The following is a 16,224-nucleotide window of genomic DNA, read 5'->3' as shown; positions in this document are numbered from 1 at the left end:
GCACTTTAGGCAATGCCATTTATTGCTCCTGCATAAATGGCATTCACGCCTTCCATGGCGATTGCGGTTATTTTCTAGACTGCGCTCGGCGTGATTGCAGTTGGGGTATTCGCTGACCAGTTTTGAATTGAGTCGGCAATTGTGTAGACTCCGCTAGGTTTATGGCGTGAATAGCGTAAAGACTCATCAGCAATGGAAGACTGGTATTATGGGTGTCAGATTAGTACTTAGATTAGTAACGAGATTGACTCCACTAGGCTTAGGCTTGACTGTGCTTGGGTGCGCCTTAGTGGGGAGCTTTTATTCCCCTCAGTCCTTTGCCTCTTTTTGGGATTTATTTACCAATAAGCGAGGAGTGAGTCAGGCAAGTGTCCCCAAGGACAGCCCTCGTATTGAGCTCGTTGGCACGCTTCCCGCTGATACTGAGCTAGAGCTTACCGGTTTTTATTATTCATCAATTTGCACCGAAAAAGAGATGTATTTCCCCAGTGGTGATATCGCTAATCCCCAGTGGCGCACCAAAGGTACGACTTCTCAATTGCGGCAAGTGGTCACCAGTTTGCACAGTGCCAGTCATTTTACTCAATCTATTGCGTTGCAGGGCGGAGGGTCATGTGAGTGGCAGCTGACTAACATTAAATTGAATATGTCACTTCTGCCCAGTCATCGCCTGTGGCAGGAAGCGCAATCCTTGAAAAAGCAGTATTTAGCTGAGTTACCTGTCGCCAAGGTGAAAGATGAAGCCCTTGAAAAAGATGCTTTTAAGCAGTCTTTTGACTTGATACCCACCTTAAAGGAAGCTGATGCGGCCAGCGTTGATAGCAATGACGCCACTATCTCCTTTTCACCAATTTATTATCCTATTTACAGTTATGCCCCCGAGGATAAGCAGCCCTTTGATGTTGGGCTGAAAAGCAGTTTGCAGCGCGAGGTTTCTGACCGATGGAGTTTACAACACTCGAGGCGTATCCGTTTAACCGATGAACGGGTAACACGGGTGAATTTTACCCCTCAGATTGCTGAAGATTATGCTGTGAATATCCATATCTTGGACAGAAAAGCCAAGGTAAGTTATCCCGATGGCACCGAGTTTACCTACATCAAGGCCGATTTACGGCTTTATCCTTACGATTCTGCAAAATCCCGCTTCAACAGCTTACAGCGCAGTGCGCGTCTTGAAGATAAAAGACAGTTAGCCAAGATTTACGATTCAGGCATTGAGCATGTGTTTGAAGGGGATAAAGCCAAGGCTGAAGTCTTGTATCGCGAGTTGGGTGAGGCAGGGGATATGGAATCAATCAACTGGCTTAGAGAACGGGCTCGTTGGGGCTACATTAAAGATGGCCAGTACTGGTTAGAGCGCGCTGCCAAGCTTGGCGATATTCAAGCTCAACTGGAGTTAATTAATCAACCCTTATCCGTCATTCCTCTGGGTAAAGTGAATACTGGCCAAGCAAAAATCCGTGAGCAGCAAGCATGGCAAGCGTTAACTGAACTGACTAAGCAGGGAATACCTCAAGCCGTCAGCACGATGGCGTATTATCAAGTGTTTTCTTGCTCGCCCTATTTTGATACCACCGCAGCGCTGGATAATTATCGTAAAAGTGTTAAAGCGCAACCTGATTTAGCCCAGGGCGCTGCTGAAACCTATTATTACTTTAAAGAGGATTTTAAACAGGCCGAGGAGTTTTGGGATATTGCCGCTGAGCAGGATCTATATAGTGCTGCTGAATTTGCCAATATTTTAATGACAGATAAATATAAAAATGTGGCTAAAGCACGATATTTATTAGAGAAAGTCGCTAATTACGGCGCTGAACAAGGTCTTCAAAATAACATTATGGGTACGGCGTATTTTCAATTGGCGACCTTACTTGAGAATGCAGATAGTGGGGATAAAGATCTTGGTCGTGCGCTCGCTCTTTACCAGATGAGTATTGATCTTGCTGCAGGTTTTTCAAATGATTATGAAACTCAAGCTAAGGCGAGAGTGCAAGCACTACAAAATTTATCGAGATAGCGAATAAAAGTGGTAATCGGGTTTGAAATTGCGCTAGCTTAGCCCCAATAACTTCCAGTCAGGTCTTTTGTATCGAATAAATATTGTTCCTCTCATTACGCGTTAATTCCTGCCGTTTTCACGCGGTAATTGACGAGTTTTGTGCAATGTCTTAGTTAACTATTCGCATATAAAAGAGTTAAGCCGTTACCTTCGCTAAAGGAATATTCTATGTCAGCTTTACCTAATGATTATGTCCATATCCATATTGAACAAGCTGGTGCACCTGAGGTGATGCAGCTCGCTCGCTCCCCTTTACCTATCCCTTCGGCAGGACAAGTGCTTATTCGTGTGCATGCGGCAGGGGTGAATGGGCCTGATATCAAGCAAAGAGTCGGTATATATCCGCCTCCGCCAGGGGCATCGCCCATTATAGGGCTTGAGGTTGCAGGGGAGATTTGCGCTCTGGGTGACGGCGTAAACCAATGGCAAATCGGCGATAAGGTATGCGCCTTAGTTCCGGGCGGTGGTTATGGTGAGTATGCGCTGACCTATGCTGCCCATTGTTTACCAATACCAACTGATTTTAGTTATGTTCAGGCTGCTGCATTACCAGAAACCTTGTTCACCGTATGGGGCAATTTGTTTATGCGTGCGGGGCTAAAAGCAGGTGAAACTGTGCTCATCCATGGCGGTTCTGGCGGTATCGGTAGCACAGCCATTCAGCTTGCAAGTGCGTTAGGAGCCAAAGTGATTGCTACCACAGGCAAGGATGAAAAGCGCGACTACTGCTTGGGTCTAGGTGCCCATGAGGTGATTAACTATCAAAGCCAAAACTTTGTTGAAGCCGTGATGGCATTCACGCAAGACAAAGGGGTAAATGTGGTATTTGATATTGCGGGTGGTGACTTTATCAACTTGAATTTACAAGCTCTTGCAATGGATGGGCGAATGGTGTCAGTGGCCATGCAGCGTGGCCCTAAAGCCGAGGTTGAACTCTTTCGCTTAATGGCAAAGCGCATCGTTTGGACAGGTTCCACCTTAAGACCGCAGAGTGTGGAGTCTAAAGCCGCAATCGCCAATGAATTGCAAACAACCGTATGGCCGCTTTTGGATAGTCATAAAATAGTGCCTAATATTTTTGCAACTTTTCCGTTGAATGAGGCTCCTAAAGCGCATGCTTTGATGGAGTCTGGCGAGCATAGGGGAAAAGTGGTTCTCACATTGGTTTGATTAAAACGGCAAGTGAGCGATTAGGATGAATTTTACAGTAAAGCTGTCCTAGTCAGTCTTTTGATGGATTAAAGGGCTGAATAAAAACTGGCAGCGATGGTTTTTTCGACTAAAGTCGTTAGTGCCGCAACTTTTTGGGGACTTTGGCTGAAATTAATGCGTAATAAGTGAAAATTTCATGGTATGAGGCATTGATTATCGGAAATATTCTGTAAAAATACCCACTTGAAAACGTCAGAGACAATCCGGCGCTATTTGTGGATCAAAGCAAGCGACACTTCGCTTATTCAGACTAAAAAACTCATGGTGTATGTGTTGATTTAAGGGTATTGGCATATATGTATAACACAGCAAAGAAACAAGTTTGGTATGGTGAGCTGAGAACATCGAAAGGCAATGCGATTGTCGTCCATGACAACCAACTGCCAGACGCCTCTCCTGGACGAATCTACCTATACAATACAGAGCGTGACGCCATTGTTGAGTACGTGGAAGATATTGTTAAAGTGAACCTATATGACTTAGATGAGGCTGCGTTAAAAGCTGCTGAGGCTAAGTTTGGTGGAGCATGGAAAGCGGCTAGATCTCAATTTATGAGCAAACATCAAGCTCGTATTGATCTTAATAATGTCAAAGAGACCGCTCCTGTACGTAAGGCGAAGCCTGAAGTTGAGCCTGAAATTGAAACCGATGCTATCGGTGCAGATTTTGATGATGACTGGGGCGATGATTTTGATGATTAACACAGTGTTGGCCTAGAGCCAAATGCTGTAAGGAATAAAATAGCCATTATTTTATTCCTTATCCCTACCTTTTATATTTTTTCCAATCTGCTTTTCTAAATCCACAATCTTTATTATTAGGCATAAGTATCAAACTGATAGCGACTAATATGGTGGTAAATTTCCCCCGGTACTAACCAGACATTATCACCATATAAATGGGGTTGGTTTGGTGAGTCAGGCGGCATTTGAGGTTCTATACATACGCCATGGTGTTGATTGAAAACCTGTTGATGACGGCCTAACGTCCCTTTTAAAAAATTGGAACAGTAAAGTTGGACACTCGGTTGATTGGTAAATACTGTCATAGCGCGGCCGCTCACGGGGCTGCTTAAACAACCAAAGCGTGCAAGGGAACCTTCGGAATTATTCATCAAATAACAGTGATCGTAGCCATGGGTACTAGCGAGTTCGGCTGAATGCAGTTTATCACCGAGACGTACGGCTTGACGTAAGTCGAAGATAGAGTTTTCAACGCTCGCGATTCCAGTAGGAATGCTGACACCATTTATGGTCAGATAACGCTCGGCATCCACTTGCATAAAGTGGTTGTGGTTAGTATCCGAGCCATCAAGATTGAAGTAACTGTGTTGAGTCAAACTAACGGGGCAAGGCTTATCTACAGAGGCTAACATTTCGACATAGAGGTTATTAGCTGCTAAGCGATAGTCTAATTGCACAGTACAATTACCAGGAAACCCCATGTCACCATCGGGGCTAACTAGTGTTAAGCGTACTCCATCGGGGAGTGTACCTAATTGCCAGACTTTGCGATTAAAACCTTCACGTCCTCCGTGTAAACAGTTCGTCGCTTGATTGATATCCAGTTGATAATTTTGCCCTCGATAGTGCATTTTGCCATTAGCAATGCGATTAGCAAAACGGCCTGTAATGGCACCAAGATGGGCATTTTGGGTGAGGTAATCTTCGACGCTATCGCAACCAAGTACAATATTGCCACGTTCCCCATGTTTATCGGGTGTCCAAAGTGAGCGAATAATACCGCCTAAGCTGATAACTTCTAATGCAAGAGTTCCATTGTCTATCCGTACTCGTTCGATTTCGCCACCGCGGGGATCCGTCCAAGGTTCTAATACACTGAAACGTACCATTTCGCTTCCTTCTGTATTTTGTTAGCAACTAGTTATCGATACGACCCGCTCCAGCACTTGCAGAACATAAATAGACTGTGGCATCGATCCCTGTTTTCTCGAAAAAATCATGCTCTACAGCCGCAACGACCTCATCGGTAAGTTCATGATCCACTAAAGCCACGACACAACCATCTGTCATACGTATGCCGCCACGTACTCCTATCACTTGGCCAACAATGTCAACTAAGGTGTCAAATTCGGGCAAGGTCACTTCAAAATCATCCCTGAGTGAGGCATGGGATTGCGCCATTAACTGGCTAAATTTAGTGATATTATTTTGTTCGAGAGCACGCGCAGCACTCTGAGTGCGTTTATTCTCGGTCACTACATGTTTGGCGCGGCGATATAGAGTGTCAGTTAATTTATCTTTAGCACTTTCTAACTGACGTAAATCCAAGTGGCGCAATGCATCTAAACCAAAATATTCAGCAGCTTGGGCACACTCATCGCGGCGTTGTTGATTGGTGGCCGCTAAACGCTGTTTTTCAATATGAGCATCTATGATGATAAGGCTTAAATTTTCGGGGATCGAAATGGCTTCACTGTCGAGATCCAAACAGTCGATCAGTAAAGCGTGGTCCTGCTCACCCATGGCACTGATCATATGGTCCATAATGCTGCAGGCCGATTTAACATATCTATGCTCACCACGCTGGGCTAATTGCGCGACTGCCATGGGGGATAAGTGTAGTTGGCTGCTATCACTGATTGCGGTGCCAAAAGCAACCACAAGCGCCCCTGAAGAAGATAAACCAGCAGCTAAAGGAACATCACCCACTATGGCTAAATCCAGTCCTTTTGCTAATAGGCCTGTGTGAGCCATGGCCGCTGTGAGTCCTTTTAGATAATTCACCCAGCCATCAGCCGGATCAATATGCCCCTCTTGGCCGAAGGTCCACTCTTTGAGTTGTCCAGGAAAGGCATCGGTAACGGCGCGAAACTTGGTATCTTCACGACGCTTAACCGCAATAACGGTATGAAAATTAATGGCTGCTGGTAATACAAAACCATCGTTGTAATCAGTATATTCGCCGATCAAATTGACTCGGCCTGGGGCTTGATATAAATCATCGGCTTTAGTGCCAAAGGTTTGGACAAATAACTTAGTGGCGCGCTGCGCAGGGTTTGACATGCTGTGAAAACTTCCAAAAAAGCTGAGCTAATTTCGTTCTTGTCTTCGATTTATATCACGACTGAGTCGGCTATGTAACTGAGATTTTGTATCGTTATTGCGATGGAGAGAAAAGAGAAAATCGATAGTCTTCTTGAGTACAAGTTAATCATCTTATATAAGTGATGTAGCCATTTGATTTGTAAAGAATAGTAAATTACAAGTGCGATAGGCTCAGTGGTATTCCTCTGAGCCTATCTAATGCTTTGTTAACTCACATTGTTTAATGTACTTGGCTTTAATGCTTCTTGCTCTTCGAGTGTTGTTTTATCAGAGGCTTGCAGTAATTCATGGATAACATGGTCGACAAAACCTGCACCAGCGGCTTCGTACAAGTTATAAACACTGTGCACACCGGATGCCCTTAGTGCATCGGCATCATCACTGTACTGAACTATCGCACTGATTTTGCCTTGATAATCGAGTTTTTTGAGTTGTTCAACTGCAAACATATTTCCTGCATGGTGTGGCATGGCGAGCAGTACGAGTTCGAGATTGGGTGCATGGTCGAGTTTTTCCCAAAAGTCGGTATCTGATGCATCGCCCTTGACCACATTGCGGCCGTTGGCTCTGTGTAAATCCACCAATTCTTGCTTATGTTCGATACCAAGGATTTCACCCTCAAATTTGTTACGTAGCTCATCGTAGGCACCGCTACCAATACGACCCATTCCTAGAATTAAGAAACGGGGATTGCCAATGGCGATTGGTCTATCTTCTGGGTGTAATGGCTGTTTTTCAAATCTAACCAACCGCTGTTGGAATCTCTGATAGATATTGCCGACAGTCGCATTGAGTGGAGCTGCGAGTAAGAAACTAAAACTTAAAGCCACTGCAATAATGACTAACCACTGCGAAGGTAACCAGCCTTTGCTGGTGGCCACCGCGGCGACAATTAAGCCGAACTCACTGAAATTACCTAGATTAAAGGAGCCTAACATTGAGGTACGCGAGCGTAGCTTAAAGCGGGTAAGAATATAGACAAATAATAGAATTTTTAACGGGACTAATAGTACTAAAAGGGCGGCGAGCACGATATCGGATACCGAAGGTAAGCCATTGAGCCCAATGGTTAAGAAGAAGGCGACAAGAAAAAGTTCTTTAAAATAGAATAAGGATTTTGCGAGTTCAGAGGATTTTTTATGCCCAGCGAGTAGGATCCCGATAATTAAGGCGCCTAAGTCAGGTTTTAAGCCCACGACTTCAAATAACCAAGCACCGACCACAAGTGCCATCACCAGTCCGAAAAGCACTAATAGTTCACCGTGTCCTACACGATCAAAGGCTTTGTAAATAAGCGGCTTAGCCAGCGGTAATAAGAGTAATGCAAAAGCCCAGACCGAAGGTACATCTCCCTTGGAAATGGTTAAAAACAGTACGGCGAAAATATCCTGCATAATCAGGATACCAATGGCAACACGACCATAGAGAGATTGTATATCCCCCTTATCCTCCAATACTTTTACGGCAAATACGGTGCTTGAAAAACTTAAGGCAAAAGCAAGTAGGGTAAGTTGCTCAATATTAAGGCTAGTCAGTTGACTTAAGCCGATAAGGCCTAAGATTTTAAGAATGGGCACAAATATTAGCATTGATAGTATTAAGTGTATGCTCGAACCCGCCCAAACCTCAGCTTTGAATAGACTCCGAATATCCAGTTTTAAGCCAATAGCAAAGAGCAATAGGGTAACCCCGAGGTTTGCGAGTTCTTGCAGTAGTGGCAGACTTTCTTTTTCTATGCCTAAAACAAACAGGACAAAGCCCGCCACTAAATAGCCGATGAGAGGTGGGAGTCCTATCCTGCTGACGAGCATGCCGCAGACGAGTGTGATGACAAGGATAGCCGGTTCCATAATGCTCCAATTTAAAAAGTCCACAATAAGAATGAATTGTATAAGAAATCGATGACAGAGCGATAAAAAAGCGGACTTTTAATTAAAAAAGTCCGCTTTTCTTTGTGGTTGTGTCAAAGCAGTGTTTAAACCCAAACTACCATAATTTTATCTTGGGGCTTTGCTTAACATTATGTTCTATAAGGTGTTACATTTATTTTACTAGGTGATCTAAATGGGCCGCAAAGTCTTTAGGCCCCATAAAGCCTGTCACGCGTAAATCTTCCCTTTGCGCGCCCTGCTCGTTAAACATCAACAGAGTTGGTAAACCGAGCACATTGTATTTTTCTAAAAGAGCGACATCCACAGCATCCGTTTTAGTCACATCGGCTTGCAATAACACTATTTTATTCATGCGATTTAAGACTTCTGCATCCTTAAAGGTTATGGCTTCAAATTCTTTACAGGCAACGCACCAATCAGCATAAAGATCTAACATCACAGGTTTGCCTTCGGCCACTGCCGCCGTGATTTCGCGATCTAGATCTTCTACTGACTTAATGCGTTTGAAGCCATGGGATTCTTCGGACGTCACCGCGACGCCCACAGGATGATGGCTAAAACCAAAATGCCTCATTACTGATTGAAAACCATAGGAGAAGCTAGCGAGGAGAGTCAGCATTAACAGTATTGAACGGACAGTCTGTTTCCAGTTAAAGGTGCTCAGTTTGTTTTGGTGCATCAAGTAGCCAGTGAAACTAATGCCCCAAAGTGACCAAAGCACATCGGAAATGACGCCAGTCCAAATACGGCCAAGCATCACAATGGACACTGCTATGAGAAGGAAACCAAACACGGTTTTAATGATATTCATCCATGCTCCAGCGCGCGGCAGCAATTTACCGCCAGAGGTGCCAATGATCAATAAAGGCACGCCCATTCCCATGCTGAGTACGTAAAGCGCTAAGAAGCCTTGGAGTAAATCACCCGTTTGCGCCACATAGACTAATGCACCCGACAGTGGAGCCGTTGTACAAGGAGATGCCACTAGACCCGAAATCACTCCCATCAAAAATACGCCAACTAAGTTGCCACCCTTTTGACTGTTTGATACCGAGTTCATTTTTTCCTGCCAGCGTGATGGCAGTTTTAAATCATAAAGGCCAAACATCGATAAGCTAAGAACAAAGAACAGGATAGCCAATACAACTAACACAGCAGGATGTTGGAGTGCGGCCTGATACTTCATCCCGGCTGAAGCGACAACTAAGCCCAGAAGTGAGTAAGTAATTGCCATACCTTGTACATAGGCCATGGACAAGGTAAAAGCTTTTGCCGTTGAGAGTTTTTGTCCTTGGCCGACAATAATGCCAGACAAAATGGGGTACATAGGAAAGACGCAGGGCGTCAGTGCTAAACCAATACCTAAGCCAAAAAAGATCACTAAGGTCCAAATTAAGCTGTCGTTGGATAGCATTTGGCTTAGGGTGTCTTGTTGAGTGATAGGTTGGGTGGTTTTATCTGGACTGACTGCTTGAGTCTTTGTCGCGTCACCATTGGCTAGAATACCGTCGTTGGCAGCTACGGCTTTAAGGGACACTTCGCGCTTTGTGGGCGGATAACATAGTTTGCCTTCGGCACATCCCATAAAGGTAACAGTGAGTGTACTATTTTCATCGGCTTGCTTTAGGCCAACAGGAATATCTACATAGGTGTAATAGACTTCTTGTTCGCCAAAATATTCATCGGTATGGGGTTTACCCTGGGGTAAGGCGATGGTGCCTAATTCGGCACCATTGACGGAGAATACCAGTTTATCGCGGTACATATAGTAACCGTCGGCGATAACCCAATTGAGTTTGACTTGATTCCCTTCCTGCTTGTAATCGAAAACAAATGCCTTATCGACGGGCATTAGTTCTGGTTCACTTTTTAAAAAACCAAAGGTGTTTGCTAAAACGCCCTCGCTATAGGTTAGCGGAGCGAGGAGCAATAAAGAGGTGAAGATAAGGCTAAGTAGTTTTTTCATGGCTGCGTGTTATCTTTTATCCAATCTAAGTAAGCTGGTAGCCCGTGAGTCACAGGTACGGCAATTATTTCAGGTACTTGGTAAGGGTGGAGTGTTAGCACAAGTTGTTCTAACTCGGCATAACGATTTTGTAAACATTTAATGTGTAAGCTAATTTCTTGCTCTTCACAGATTTTCCCCTCCCACGAATATATAGAACGAATTGGCGCCGATATATGCACACACGCGGCAATACGCGACTCGATTAAGGCGCATGCTAAGGTGTTGGCCAGTGACTCATCTGGGCAGGTAGTGCTCACCACTAAATATTGATCTTGCATGGTATGGGGTATCGTCCCTTAACAATCTTAAACTTCACTTAAGCCCGTTGGGGTAAGCTACTTTACGTGTTTTCATGGTCTCATACATTAACGCGTTAACAAAAGGGTGAGCTAAATTACATTCCGATGTGGACTATGCTCGTATTGATGACTTGATTTAAGACCGGACAACCCCCATTTAGTTTACAGTGATAGTGAGATAAAAACGGATAATCGGATAAAAACGGATAGTGAGATAAAACTGAGGTCGGTATGTTATTCATTCTATTTTTACTTTTTGTGCTGATCCCTGTGGTTGAGCTATCGGTGCTAATGCGTGTTGGTGAAGTGTTAGGAACGTGGACCACCATTGGCTTAGTTCTCTTTACCGCGATACTTGGGGTATCACTGGTGCGCAGCCAAGGGATCAGTACTTTAATGCAAGTGCAACAAAAGCTCACAAGGGGCGAAGCACCTGGGCAAGAAATTGTCGAAGGCATGATGCTAGCGATGGCGGGTGTGTTGTTGGTTATACCCGGATTTGTAACGGATTTTATTGGCTTATTGCTTTTAACGCCGTTAACTCGTCGCCCTATTGCTGCTTTGGTCTTTAAACGTATGCAGTTACGCGTGGTTGCGGGATTGCATGGTGGAATGAAGGGCGGTTTTGGTGAAGGGCCATTTAGTCAGCATACACAAGACCCGGGATCTAACCCATTTGGACACTCGCCTTTTGAACAGGATAAACCCGCTCAGGGAAATACCTACGAGGGCGATTTTGAGCATAAAGAGGATCCTCTCGAGCCAAAGCCAATGATCCACCAAGTTTCAGATAAAGACATAGATCCAAAGGATCCTAAGATTTAGCTGTCAGCTTTGTCTTTCGCGGTGATAATACAGTTACGGCCAGCGCGCTTAGCGGCAAATAGCGCATCGTCAGCAGCCCGTAAACATCGTTGATAGTCTGGATGCCCATCATACATTGCTAAACCAATACTGACTGTAATTTGTAGTTGTTGATTGTGTGGCAGTAAAAAGGTTTCACGCTCAACTTTGCGTCGGATATTTTCAGCCGAGAGAGCCGCTTCTCTGGCGTTTATATCGACTAACAACATTAGAAATTCCTCTCCACCGAGGCGAAATAAATAATCTCCACCTCGACCTGTATTACTCAGTAATGCCGCCAGATGTTGCAATACAAGGTCACCGCCTTCATGTCCATAGGAATCATTTACGGTTTTAAAATGGTCAATATCAATAGCAAGTATCGCAAATTGACTTTTATTACGCCGACTATAGCTGACTTCTTTCGTCATCACTGCGGGGAGAAATTTTCTGTTTAACAACCGCGTAAGAACATCACGACCAGATTCAACCTCTCGATTTTGCTCAAATAAAAGATCAAGATAGTAACGGATAGATTTAGATTGCTCGCGCAATTCACGAAGGCATTGGAGCTTTTTGGTATCGGCTTGTAAGGAGGGTAATGCTAAAAGAGGTAGCAACACATTATCAATATGGTTAATACCGTCATTAATCAGTGTTATCTCCTCCGCGCCCGCAAAAGCGTGCTCTGCTTTATGGCGAAACCATAAACCAAACTCAGAAGAATATAATGGCTGAAGTAGCGCTGCATCAACACCACTTGCGCAATCAAACATGACTTTGTTTTCCCAATCTAGGAACGCGGCACGTTGTTTATCTTTTTCATGGGCAATATTTTGTGCAATAGCATGTAAGCGATAGGCTTCCTCTGAGCGGGAATTTCGCTCATGTGAGTTAGAATACGCTTGGCTCATTATCTCCATTGCCAAATCAATCAAGATACTTGTATGGGATGCAAGTGCGTGACTGGTTAACTGGGTGATTCTTGTTTTTAGGTAGCGAGCGCCATTGAGTACTAAGTGTACTGGTACACCAATTCGGGCGTGAATTTCACCAATTTTTATCTGTTGTGCAACGAGTGCTTGAATATGCTCGGTCGTCTGACTTTGAAACATATCCGTCAACCATTGTTGCATTGATGCTTTTAAGCGTTTTTGTACTAAATCATTAGACAAGAATTCAGATGCTGAACTGTCTTGCATCATCGCTTGATAAAAAGTATCGCTAAGGGCATGTTGATTTTGATGAATAAGGTGCTCTAGTTGCCCTGCATCAGATCTGGAGAGGTTGTTGACTAGGGCAAGCCATTCAGCAGTATATTTTCGGTGCCGATAGTTGGCATGAGCATAATCCTTACTTCACTTGTTCTTGCGGTGTTGTATTTAAAGGTAGAGGGTTATTGCTGAAATTGCGCCTTTGCAGCTTCCACTTTGGCGAAGTCTAAACCGAGCTCCAGTACTGCCTCTTTGATCAACGCAGGCTTTTGCATTACCAGCGCCATAAGCTGCTGTAATTTTTCAGGTGGGATCCCCAACTGACCAATCGTTGCCATGGCAGCAAACGGATTTTCTGTTAAGGTTTGGAATAGCTCATTAATTTTGGCGTCGCTGATATTGTGCTCTTTTAAAATGGCAATAATGGGATTCATTGTATTACCTTGCTGATGTCAATACGAAATAGGCTCTGATGTTATCACAAACTGCTTGGTGAGTGTGAAGGGAGGGCGAGGGGATAACATACAGTAAATATAGATGAAGGAAAGTGACCTATAAAATCCTGCAAATTATCCCATGTTAATAAATGGTCCAGTAGGTTATTTAATCAGCTTTAATAGTGCCTTAAAGCGTTCACCTTGGGCTTGGTGTTGTAACTCAAATAGCAATGATTCCACATTGGTGAGTAGCGCGCCTTTATTCGTCATCATTTGTATACCGAGTTGCTTGTTAGTCTCACTTCGTGATGAGACAGCATCTGCGACTAAGTGCACCAAATATTGGTTCGCTAGTAAATCACAGCAGGTTTGATAAACACACACATGGGTTTCTATCCCTGCCAAGATGATTTGTTTACGTTCAGTTTGAATTAACGCTTGCTTAAATTCATCACAGCGCCAACCGCTAAAATGTGCTTTGGCGATAGGCATGTTGGTTTTTTCAAGCAATGTTTGTAATTCTGGGCTAGTTGCGCCGAGTTTATCAGGGAGTTGCTCTAGCCATAAAATGGGGATTTCAAACAACTGCGCGCCTTGAATTAAGGTTTGGAGTTGCTGGTGGAGTTGTTCACTACCTTGCATAATCTGAGCGAGTTTTCCCTGCACATCCACGATGACAAGCACACATTCTTCGGGTTTTAACATTGTGCCTTCCTTTTGCATTTTAGTTTATGACGGCGTTTTTTTTCATATCACGCTGTATCAGTAAACCCTAATTCCCCACGGTTACCAATAGGCATAAGGTCGAATAGTTCTGCACTTAAACAGATCACTAAAAGAGTGCGTTGCTAAGTGTTATGCACAAATGTGGTGCATTTTTAAGCGCAACATAAGGTCTGTTTGTATTAAATATATTATAAATCAATATATTAAATTATTGGCCTGATGATTGAATTACCTTTGATACAAGTTAATAACAATCGTGTTTTTTGGAGGTCAGGATGAAACTAGTCAGCGCTATCATCAAGCCATTTAAGTTGGATGATGTTCGTGAAGCTATCGCCGCAATTGGTATTGAAGGTATGACGGTGACCGAAGTTAAAGGTTTTGGCCGTCAGAAAGGGCACACAGAGTTGTACCGTGGTGCTGAATATCAAGTAGATTTTTTGCCGAAAGTAAAATTAGAAATTGCCACAAAGGCTGAAAATCTCGACATGCTGATAGAGGCTATTACCACAGCAGCTCATACGGGAAAAATTGGCGACGGTAAAATTTTCGTCGTTGACTTAGAACATGCTATCCGTATCCGTACGGGTGAACTCGACTCTGAAGCGCTATAAGGGGCTGATAATGGAAGAATTAACAAAATTAGGCGTTACAGTCACAGAACTGCGCTTTGCACTTGATACCTTTTACTTTTTAATCTCAGGTGCTTTGGTCATGTGGATGGCTGCGGGGTTTGCCATGCTAGAAGCGGGCTTAGTACGCTCAAAAAATACTACTGAAATTTTAACTAAAAACGTGGTTCTTTATGCAATTGCCTGTGTGATGTACCTCTTAGTCGGCTACAACATTATGTATGTCGATAATACCGAGGGCGGTTGGATACCCTCCATCGGCACTTTAATCGGTTCACAATCTGCTGATGCAAGCCATGCGTTAGAGTCTGACTTTTTCTTCCAAGTGGTGTTTGTGGCTACGGCGATGTCAATCGTTTCAGGTGCAGTGGCTGAACGCATGAAGTTATGGGCGTTTCTTTGTTTCGCCATCGTCATGACTGGGGTGATTTATCCTATTGAAGGGTATTGGACATGGGGCCAAGGATTTATTGCCAAACTCGGTTTTGTTGATTTTGCAGGTAGTGGCATAGTGCATATGACTGGCGCTGCAGCTGCAATTGCTGGGGTGCTCTTACTCGGCGCTCGTAAAGGCAAATACGGCCCTAATGGTCAAGTCAATCCCATTCCTGGTTCTAACTTACCCATGGCAACCTTAGGTATGTTTATTCTGTGGATGGGGTGGTTTGGGTTTAATGGTGGCTCTCAACTTATGGTGTCTGATGCTGAAAACGCAAGTTCAGTGGCAAAAGTGTTTATGAATACCAATACTGCCGCGGCATTTGGCGCTATTTCTGCCCTTATTGTATGTAAAATGATTTGGGGGAAAGCAGACTTAACAATGATTTTAAACGGTATTCTAGCGGGTTTAGTCGCAATCACTGCCGATCCTTTATCTCCTTCATTTTTAATGGCGGGCGTCATTGGCTTGGTTGCTGGTGGTGTAGTGGTGTTCTCCATTGTCGGATTAGATCGCGTTAAGATTGATGATCCTGTCGGGGCTATTTCAGTTCATGGTGTGGCAGGTTTTCTTGGTCTGATGTGCGTACCTTTATCGAATGCTGATGCAACCATTACGGCACAGCTAACTGGTGCTGCGATTATCTTTGCTTGGGTATTTTGTTCCTCATTTGTCGTATGGTCTATTATCAAAATGACTATGGGTATTCGAGTTTCTGAGGAGGAAGAATATAACGGTATGGATGCTTCCGATTGCGGTATCGACGCTTATCCTGAGTTTGTGACAGTAAAAAATGCCAGCTAAAAACTCACTGATATGACTTGATGCCATAACAGGATCAGGGGATAGTAAAGCAGAGCTTAGTGCTCTGCTTTTTTATGGGGTTATTTCAGTGGATCTTGCGCTCTAGCATGTAGAATTGAAGAAAAGCATCTTGTTGCAAATTAAGGAGTGACCGATGAACTTGATTGCAAATACTGTGCGGCGTTCTGGCTTACTAAGTCTTATCGCCATTAATATATTGTTGGCTATGCCTGTAGTGGCTGGGGAAGTGGCTGTTACCCGTTCGAGTGAGCCTTTCGACGCTTTTGCTGTCCGCGATCAAGTGCTTAAAGACTTTGAGTGGCAAGAATCGCTTCGTCGACAGGAGCAGATCCAAATTTTACAGGCTCTGCCTATTGGCTGTGTGTTGATGACAAAACCCTATCGCCATTTTTCCTGTGGTGAGAGTACATATCGACCCTATCAGTATCAGCAAAGGGAATTATATATAAAAGTTGATCCCCCTAGAGGATAAGGGTTTTAACTTCACCATGCTAAAAATGGTTATCTTTCACAATGAATTAGGGGAGTATTCTTATTTAGGGCTTGAGCCGAATTCATTTTTTGTAA

Annotated in this window: 15 protein-coding genes; 7 read left to right on the top strand and 8 right to left on the bottom strand. The window is 43.9% G+C overall.

Going from position 1 to position 16,224, the window contains the following annotated elements; translation table 11 throughout:
• Nucleotides 1–208 precede the first annotated feature (208 nt).
• The 3 genes from JEZ96_RS16230 to JEZ96_RS16220 all read left to right on the top strand — a co-directional run bounded on the left by JEZ96_RS16230 (nt 209) and on the right by JEZ96_RS16220 (nt 3,975).
• Nucleotides 209–2,020: a sel1 repeat family protein gene (locus tag JEZ96_RS16230; protein ID WP_198779819.1), complete on the top strand. Its 1,812-nt coding sequence runs from the start codon at nt 209–211 to the stop codon at nt 2,018–2,020.
• Between the two features lie 210 nt (nt 2,021–2,230).
• Nucleotides 2,231–3,232 (top strand): NAD(P)H-quinone oxidoreductase, encoded by a 1,002-nt coding sequence (locus JEZ96_RS16225; RefSeq protein WP_011788070.1) that lies wholly within the window; start codon nt 2,231–2,233, stop codon nt 3,230–3,232.
• Nucleotides 3,233–3,570: 338 nt separating this feature from the next.
• The gene (locus JEZ96_RS16220; RefSeq protein ID WP_011788071.1) at nt 3,571–3,975 is read left to right on the top strand and encodes a hypothetical protein; all 405 of its coding nucleotides are present in this window, start codon (nt 3,571–3,573) and stop codon (nt 3,973–3,975) included.
• Nucleotides 3,976–4,091: 116 nt separating this feature from the next.
• On the opposite strand, the gene JEZ96_RS16215 is transcribed toward JEZ96_RS16220, so the two are convergent.
• From JEZ96_RS16215 to cutA, 5 genes are all read right to left on the bottom strand, one after another.
• A complete protein-coding gene (locus JEZ96_RS16215; protein WP_025007518.1) occupies nt 4,092–5,126 on the bottom strand; it encodes an aldose epimerase family protein in 1,035 nt (344 codons plus the stop codon).
• Between the two features lie 28 nt (nt 5,127–5,154).
• Nucleotides 5,155–6,300 carry a galactokinase gene (gene galK, locus JEZ96_RS16210; protein ID WP_011919968.1) on the bottom strand — a complete coding sequence of 382 codons (1,146 nt, stop codon included), beginning with the start codon at nt 6,298–6,300 and terminating at the stop codon, nt 5,155–5,157.
• Nucleotides 6,301–6,548: 248 nt separating this feature from the next.
• Nucleotides 6,549–8,192 carry a cation:proton antiporter family protein gene (locus JEZ96_RS16205; RefSeq protein WP_011788074.1) on the bottom strand — a complete coding sequence of 548 codons (1,644 nt, stop codon included), beginning with the start codon at nt 8,190–8,192 and terminating at the stop codon, nt 6,549–6,551.
• Between the two features lie 193 nt (nt 8,193–8,385).
• Nucleotides 8,386–10,200 carry a protein-disulfide reductase DsbD gene (locus JEZ96_RS16200; RefSeq protein WP_025007519.1) on the bottom strand — a complete coding sequence of 605 codons (1,815 nt, stop codon included), beginning with the start codon at nt 10,198–10,200 and terminating at the stop codon, nt 8,386–8,388.
• A complete protein-coding gene (gene cutA, locus JEZ96_RS16195; RefSeq protein WP_011788076.1) occupies nt 10,197–10,520 on the bottom strand; it encodes a divalent-cation tolerance protein CutA in 324 nt (107 codons plus the stop codon). Before cutA ends, JEZ96_RS16200 begins: the two co-directional genes overlap by 4 nt.
• A 252-nt stretch (nt 10,521–10,772) precedes the next feature.
• Between cutA and JEZ96_RS16190 the strand changes: the two genes are divergently transcribed.
• Entirely contained in the window at nt 10,773–11,366 is a 594-nt protein-coding gene (locus tag JEZ96_RS16190; RefSeq protein ID WP_128090241.1) for an FxsA family protein, read from the top strand.
• On the opposite strand, the gene JEZ96_RS16185 is transcribed toward JEZ96_RS16190, so the two are convergent.
• The 3 genes from JEZ96_RS16185 to JEZ96_RS16175 all read right to left on the bottom strand — a co-directional run bounded on the left by JEZ96_RS16185 (nt 11,363) and on the right by JEZ96_RS16175 (nt 13,740).
• Entirely contained in the window at nt 11,363–12,589 is a 1,227-nt protein-coding gene (locus tag JEZ96_RS16185) for a GGDEF domain-containing protein (RefSeq protein ID WP_332874915.1), read from the bottom strand. The two genes, JEZ96_RS16190 and JEZ96_RS16185, sit on opposite strands and share 4 nt — an antisense overlap.
• Before the next feature lie 191 nt (nt 12,590–12,780).
• A complete protein-coding gene (locus JEZ96_RS16180; RefSeq protein WP_014611337.1) occupies nt 12,781–13,032 on the bottom strand; it encodes a DUF2999 family protein in 252 nt (83 codons plus the stop codon).
• 165 nt (nt 13,033–13,197) lie between these two features.
• Nucleotides 13,198–13,740 carry a hydrolase gene (locus JEZ96_RS16175; RefSeq protein ID WP_011919962.1) on the bottom strand — a complete coding sequence of 181 codons (543 nt, stop codon included), beginning with the start codon at nt 13,738–13,740 and terminating at the stop codon, nt 13,198–13,200.
• A 296-nt stretch (nt 13,741–14,036) separates the two neighbouring features.
• Here JEZ96_RS16175 and JEZ96_RS16170 point away from each other — a divergent pair, with 296 nt between their 5' ends.
• The 3 genes from JEZ96_RS16170 (at nt 14,037) to JEZ96_RS16160 (ending at nt 16,129) form a co-directional block, all read left to right on the top strand.
• Complete coding sequence (locus JEZ96_RS16170) at nt 14,037–14,375, top strand: P-II family nitrogen regulator (RefSeq protein WP_011788081.1); 339 nt, start codon at nt 14,037–14,039, stop codon at nt 14,373–14,375.
• A gap of 10 nt (nt 14,376–14,385) precedes the next feature.
• Nucleotides 14,386–15,636: an ammonium transporter gene (locus JEZ96_RS16165; protein ID WP_011788082.1), complete on the top strand. Its 1,251-nt coding sequence runs from the start codon at nt 14,386–14,388 to the stop codon at nt 15,634–15,636.
• Between the two features lie 154 nt (nt 15,637–15,790).
• Entirely contained in the window at nt 15,791–16,129 is a 339-nt protein-coding gene (locus JEZ96_RS16160; RefSeq protein WP_128090242.1) for a hypothetical protein, read from the top strand.
• The last annotated feature ends 95 nt before the right edge of the window (nt 16,130–16,224 follow it).

Source organism: Shewanella putrefaciens (genome assembly GCF_016406325.1).
Classification (GTDB): Bacteria; Pseudomonadota; Gammaproteobacteria; order Enterobacterales; family Shewanellaceae; genus Shewanella; species Shewanella putrefaciens.
This window is presented reverse-complemented; position numbering and strand designations above follow the sequence as displayed.

What these genes read in the sequence shown, in the direction of transcription:
- JEZ96_RS16230 (WP_198779819.1), top strand. Translation starts at nt 209, where the DNA reads ATGGGTGTCAGATTAGTACTTAGATTAGTAACGAGATTGACTCCACTA.
- JEZ96_RS16225 (WP_011788070.1), top strand. Translation starts at nt 2,231, where the DNA reads ATGTCAGCTTTACCTAATGATTATGTCCATATCCATATTGAACAAGCT.
- JEZ96_RS16220 (WP_011788071.1), top strand. Translation starts at nt 3,571, where the DNA reads ATGTATAACACAGCAAAGAAACAAGTTTGGTATGGTGAGCTGAGAACA.
- JEZ96_RS16215 (WP_025007518.1), bottom strand. Translation starts at nt 5,126, where the DNA reads ATGGTACGTTTCAGTGTATTAGAACCTTGGACGGATCCCCGCGGTGGC.
- galK (WP_011919968.1), bottom strand. Translation starts at nt 6,300, where the DNA reads ATGTCAAACCCTGCGCAGCGCGCCACTAAGTTATTTGTCCAAACCTTT.
- JEZ96_RS16205 (WP_011788074.1), bottom strand. Translation starts at nt 8,192, where the DNA reads ATGGAACCGGCTATCCTTGTCATCACACTCGTCTGCGGCATGCTCGTC.
- JEZ96_RS16200 (WP_025007519.1), bottom strand. Translation starts at nt 10,200, where the DNA reads ATGAAAAAACTACTTAGCCTTATCTTCACCTCTTTATTGCTCCTCGCT.
- cutA (WP_011788076.1), bottom strand. Translation starts at nt 10,520, where the DNA reads ATGCAAGATCAATATTTAGTGGTGAGCACTACCTGCCCAGATGAGTCA.
- JEZ96_RS16190 (WP_128090241.1), top strand. Translation starts at nt 10,773, where the DNA reads ATGTTATTCATTCTATTTTTACTTTTTGTGCTGATCCCTGTGGTTGAG.
- JEZ96_RS16185 (WP_332874915.1), bottom strand. Translation starts at nt 12,589, where the DNA reads ATGATGCAAGACAGTTCAGCATCTGAATTCTTGTCTAATGATTTAGTA.
- JEZ96_RS16180 (WP_014611337.1), bottom strand. Translation starts at nt 13,032, where the DNA reads ATGAATCCCATTATTGCCATTTTAAAAGAGCACAATATCAGCGACGCC.
- JEZ96_RS16175 (WP_011919962.1), bottom strand. Translation starts at nt 13,740, where the DNA reads ATGTTAAAACCCGAAGAATGTGTGCTTGTCATCGTGGATGTGCAGGGA.
- JEZ96_RS16170 (WP_011788081.1), top strand. Translation starts at nt 14,037, where the DNA reads ATGAAACTAGTCAGCGCTATCATCAAGCCATTTAAGTTGGATGATGTT.
- JEZ96_RS16165 (WP_011788082.1), top strand. Translation starts at nt 14,386, where the DNA reads ATGGAAGAATTAACAAAATTAGGCGTTACAGTCACAGAACTGCGCTTT.
- JEZ96_RS16160 (WP_128090242.1), top strand. Translation starts at nt 15,791, where the DNA reads ATGAACTTGATTGCAAATACTGTGCGGCGTTCTGGCTTACTAAGTCTT.